The organism is Sulfuricaulis sp. (genome assembly GCF_041499725.1).
Classification (GTDB): Bacteria; Pseudomonadota; Gammaproteobacteria; order Acidiferrobacterales; family Sulfurifustaceae; genus Sulfuricaulis.
In genome coordinates this window covers 1-4201 of the sequence record NZ_JBGQKW010000137.1, presented here as the reverse complement: position 1 = coordinate 4201, position 4201 = coordinate 1, and the positions used below count along the sequence as shown (strand labels likewise).

Here is a 4201-nt window from a genome sequence, read left to right as displayed (position 1 = left end):
GTGATCGAGATGCGAATGGGTCAGAAACACGTGGTCGATGGCGCGCATTTCCTCCAGCGTGAGATCGCCGACGCCGGTGCCCGCATCGATGAGGATGTCATGATCCACCAGAATCGACGTCGTGCGCGCCTGCGCGCCGATACCGCCGCTGGCTCCCAGAATCCGGATTTTCATCTGTCTTTATGCTGATCTCTCAGGTTTGTACTGTTCTCACCTGCCTTCCATGGCGAGGCCAACATAACTTCGACCAACCCCAGCCGCGCCATCCGTGGCGCGGCGTTCGACGGCGCGAATGCACGTTAAGTGCATTCGCGAAGACTCCGCCTCACCCCTATTGCACTTCAAAGGCGGAGCAACCTGTGCCATCATGCGCCCACATTATGGCCAGACGAACGCAGTAGGGCGACATTTATTATTATGACCAATCCTGTCATGAATTTCCTCGCCTTGGCGCTGTACCTCAGCGCCGCGGGATTGCTTGGCCTGCGTCTGGCGCGCGGGGAAGTGGTAACCGGAAGCGCCAAAATCGGCATTTTGAGTCTCGGGCTCGGCGCGGTCGTGCTGCATGCGACGCTGCTGTACACGCGCCTGTGGCAGGAACATGGCCTGAATCTCGCGCTCACGCCGGCCTTCTCGCTCGTGGCCTGTGTCATTGCGGCGCTGTATCTCGTCACCTCGATCATTCGCCCGGTCGACAACCTCGGCATCCTTGTCATGCCCGTTGCCGGCCTCACGGTGCTGGTCGAGTGGCTGTGGCCCGGGCGCATGTCTCTGCCTCTGCACTCCAGCGCATCGGCGGTACACATGGTCGTGGCGATCCTGGCCTACAGCCTGATGTGCCTGGCCGCGGCACAGAGTCTGATGCTGCTGATGCAGGAACGCCACTTGCGGAGCAAACACCCGGGCGGATTCATCCGCGCGCTGCCGCCCATGCAGACCATGGAAAGCGTGATGTTCCAGATGATCGGTTTCGGTTTCGTGCTGCTCACGCTCACACTGATCAGCGGCTCGTTCTTTGCCGAAGCCATCTTCGGCCAGCCGTTCAAGTTTACTCATCATATGGTGCTGGCGGAGCTCGCGTGGATCGTTTATGCAGTCCTGCTGATCGGCCGTTGGCGCTTGGGCTGGCGCGGTCGCCCGGCGATTCACTGGACCCTGGGCGGCTTTGCGCTGCTCCTGCTGGCATATTTCGGCAGCAAGTTTGTGCTGGAAGTCATTCTGCACCGCTAAAGCTTTTCTCCATTTACTGGTTCAATGAAACAGGATGTTCATTGTGTATTGCCGGCGTCATTTTATGCGGCGCATGCGGATGCCAGCCGACTACGGTCAGCATGACGAAGAAACCGATGATGTAAGCGACGGTGACATGCCAGCCGCTCTTCAGCCAGGCGCCGACGGACCGGGCTTCCGGAAAAAGATTTGACAGGGCCACGCCGGCGGAGGAACCGAACCAGATCATGGAACCGCCAAAGCCCACGCCATAGGCCAGTGCTCCCCAGTCATAACCCCCCTGCTTGAGAGCCAAGGCGGTGAGTGGAATGTTGTCGAACACCGCCGAGACGAAACCCAGGCCAAAGGCGGTCTGCCAGGAGGCGGCGGGTAGTTTTTCCACCGGCATCATGGAAGCGCATAACACCAATGAAAGCAGGAATACGCTGCCCTTGATGGCCTCGGGCATGAGACTCCACTCCGGCTTGCGCAGCGGCATGGCAAGCAGCAGGGCAACCCATACCGCCGCGCCGAGGAACGGGAAGGCGTCGGAGAATTCCGCATAGCGGGTGTTGATGATGACATTGGTGCCGATGGCCGCAGCCAGGATCCAGACCACGATAGCCACCCGCGCCCAGTCCACCCGGGCGCCGGCGCTGGCATCCTTCTGGATCGGGGCAAAAGCTTGTTGCTGCCGCGCCGCGAACACACCGAAGAACAGCAGGGCCGGAATCGCCGCCGCATAGGCGTGGAAAACATCGGCAGGACTCACCCCGTCGATCCACATCATGGTCGTGGTGGTGTCACCCACCACGCTGCCTGAGCCGCCGCCGTTGGAGGCGGCGACGATGGCGGCGAGATAACCGATGTGCACGCGGCGGTGAAACACGCTGGCGGCGACGGTGCCGCCGATCAGTGCGGCGGCGATGTTGTCCAGAAACGAAGACAGCACGAACACCATCACCAGCAGCATGAAACCGCCCTTCCAGTCGTCCGGCAGCCAGCACGGCAGTATCTTCGGTATTTGGCTTTCCTCGAAGTGGCGCGACAGCAGGGCAAATCCCAGCAGCAGTCCGAGCAGGTTGGTCAGCACCACCCATTCGTGTTGCAGGTGCCCGAGAAATCCGGCAAGGCCGCTGCCGGCATGGAAGCCGGTGACCAGCAGCTTGTAGAGCGTAATCGTGAACAGCCCGGACAGCGCGACCGCCAGGGTGTGGTGGTGAAACAGCGCCACGCCCAGCAAAGTCAGCCCAAACAGAATGAACTCGATAGGGATGCCAAACAGGGCCGGGGCTTCGGCGGCGTGGGCGGGGAATGTGAATAACAAGCCGGCGAAGAGTAGCGGCAATTTCGTGGCGCGGATCATAACCAAGTTCGATCTCATTGGATTGGGTATATTATCGATTTTCTTATCCAGAGGGCGACTAAATGTATAAGGCCTGCTGCTCGGTTCCGTGGCCACCAAGGTCCTGCGCTTGGTGAATGTGCCAGTCACTCTCGTCAAATAAGCATCCATAAAAATACCTGACTACGTTACCAGGATGGACAACTTCAGCGGCCAGGGGTTACCCGCGCCGCCAGTTCGCTTACTTCGGCAGCAAGTTTGTGTTAGAAATACTGCTCGGGCGGGTCTGATGCCGCCGTGGGTGGTGCTGACACTCGTCGAAACCGGCATGTATCAATAATACTAAGGGGCCTGACATGACTGATTCCTCCACGACTGGCGCGGGCAAACCGCTCACGCGAGCCGCATTGTACGGGCTCGTGTCCGTGGCGCTCTACTTCGTGCTGTACCTGTTCGAGGATTCAATTCTCGCGTTTACCTCGCGGGGCGGCTGGTACTTCATCGCGCCCGTGGCGATCGCCTTCGTGTTCTCTTATGTCCACGGAACATTCACCGGCCACTTCTGGGACATCCTCGGCATCAAGGCGAGGAAATAGGGAGGCGGCATGGAAATAGCGACAAATTTCATTTCGCTGAACGCGCTCGACGTCACCTATCTGCTCGTTGTCGGTTTCATCGGCGGGCTGGTAAGCGGTTTCATCGGCTCGGGCGGCGCTTTCGTGCTCACGCCGGCCATGATGAGCATGGGCGTGCCCGGTATCGTCGCCGTCGCCTCCAACATCTGCCACAAATTTCCGAAGGCCCTGGTCGGCGCCATCAAGCGCGCCAGGTACGGCCAGGTGGACGTGAAGCTCGGACTGGTGCTCGGCGTCTCCGCCGAGGCCGGCGTTATATATGGCGCGCATATTCAGGAAACCATTCACCGTCGCTTCGGCGACGCCGGTTCCAATCTGTACGTCAGTCTCGCGTTCGTGATCATCCTCGGCATCATCGGCAGCTACATGTTGTGGGACGCCATAAAGACGCGGGATTCCGCCAACGATGAGGAAGAAAAAGTCATCCGCCTCGCCCGCTGGGTGCAATCTATCCACATTCCCGGAACGATGGTTTACTTTAAGAGCCTGAACGCGCGCGTATCAGTGCTGTTCACGCTTCCGCTCGGTTTCGCCACCGGCATGCTCGCCGCCACCATCGCGGTCGGTGGCTTCATCGGCGTCCCGGCCATGCACTACGTGCTCGGCGCGCCCGCGCTCATGGCTTCCGCCACCGAGCTTGTAACCGCCTTCGTCATGGGCGTCGGCGGCACCATGAAATTTGCCTGGAGCGGACTCGTCGACATCCGAATGGCGATGATCATCCTCGCCGGCTCGCTCTTCGGCGTCCAGCTCGGCGCGATCGGCACCACCTACGTCAAACCGCACATGATCAAGATGGTCATGGGCGTGATCATGGTACTGGTGCTGGTTTCGCGCGCCATCGTCATCCCCGTCTATCTTTCGGAACTCGAGCTGATCGACAAGCTCGCACCGCATCTTCCCGGCGCGCTCAAGAACATCAGCTTCGTGGTGCTGATCGCGGCGCTGACGAGCGGCGCCGCGATCGTGTTCTCGGCTTTGTGGCGCGGCATCAGTCTCCAGCGCCGCGAGG

At 60.3% G+C, this 4201-nt stretch carries 4 protein-coding genes and 1 pseudogene; 3 read left to right on the top strand and 2 right to left on the bottom strand.

Going from position 1 to position 4201, the window contains the following annotated elements:
- A pseudogene (locus ACC569_RS14160) lies at positions 1-174 on the bottom strand (3',5'-cyclic-nucleotide phosphodiesterase); the annotation flags it as partial.
- Positions 175-432: 258 nt separating this feature from the next.
- On the opposite strand from ACC569_RS14160, the gene ACC569_RS14155 reads away from it, so the two are divergent.
- Entirely contained in the window at positions 433-1230 is a 798-nt protein-coding gene (locus ACC569_RS14155) for an inner membrane protein YpjD (RefSeq protein WP_372524174.1), read from the top strand.
- 13 nt (positions 1231-1243) lie between these two features.
- Here the strand turns inward: ACC569_RS14155 and ACC569_RS14150 are convergent, their stop codons facing one another.
- Positions 1244-2593: a citrate transporter gene (locus ACC569_RS14150; protein ID WP_372524173.1), complete on the bottom strand. Its 1350-nt coding sequence runs from the start codon at positions 2591-2593 to the stop codon at positions 1244-1246.
- Between the two features lie 317 nt (positions 2594-2910).
- On the opposite strand from ACC569_RS14150, the gene ACC569_RS14145 reads away from it, so the two are divergent.
- Both ACC569_RS14145 and ACC569_RS14140 read left to right on the top strand, forming a co-directional pair.
- Positions 2911-3150 (top strand): hypothetical protein, encoded by a 240-nt coding sequence (locus ACC569_RS14145; protein ID WP_372524172.1) that lies wholly within the window; start codon positions 2911-2913, stop codon positions 3148-3150.
- 9 nt (positions 3151-3159) lie between these two features.
- The coding region (locus ACC569_RS14140; protein ID WP_372524171.1) for a sulfite exporter TauE/SafE family protein at positions 3160-4201 on the top strand (1042 nt) is incomplete at its 3' end.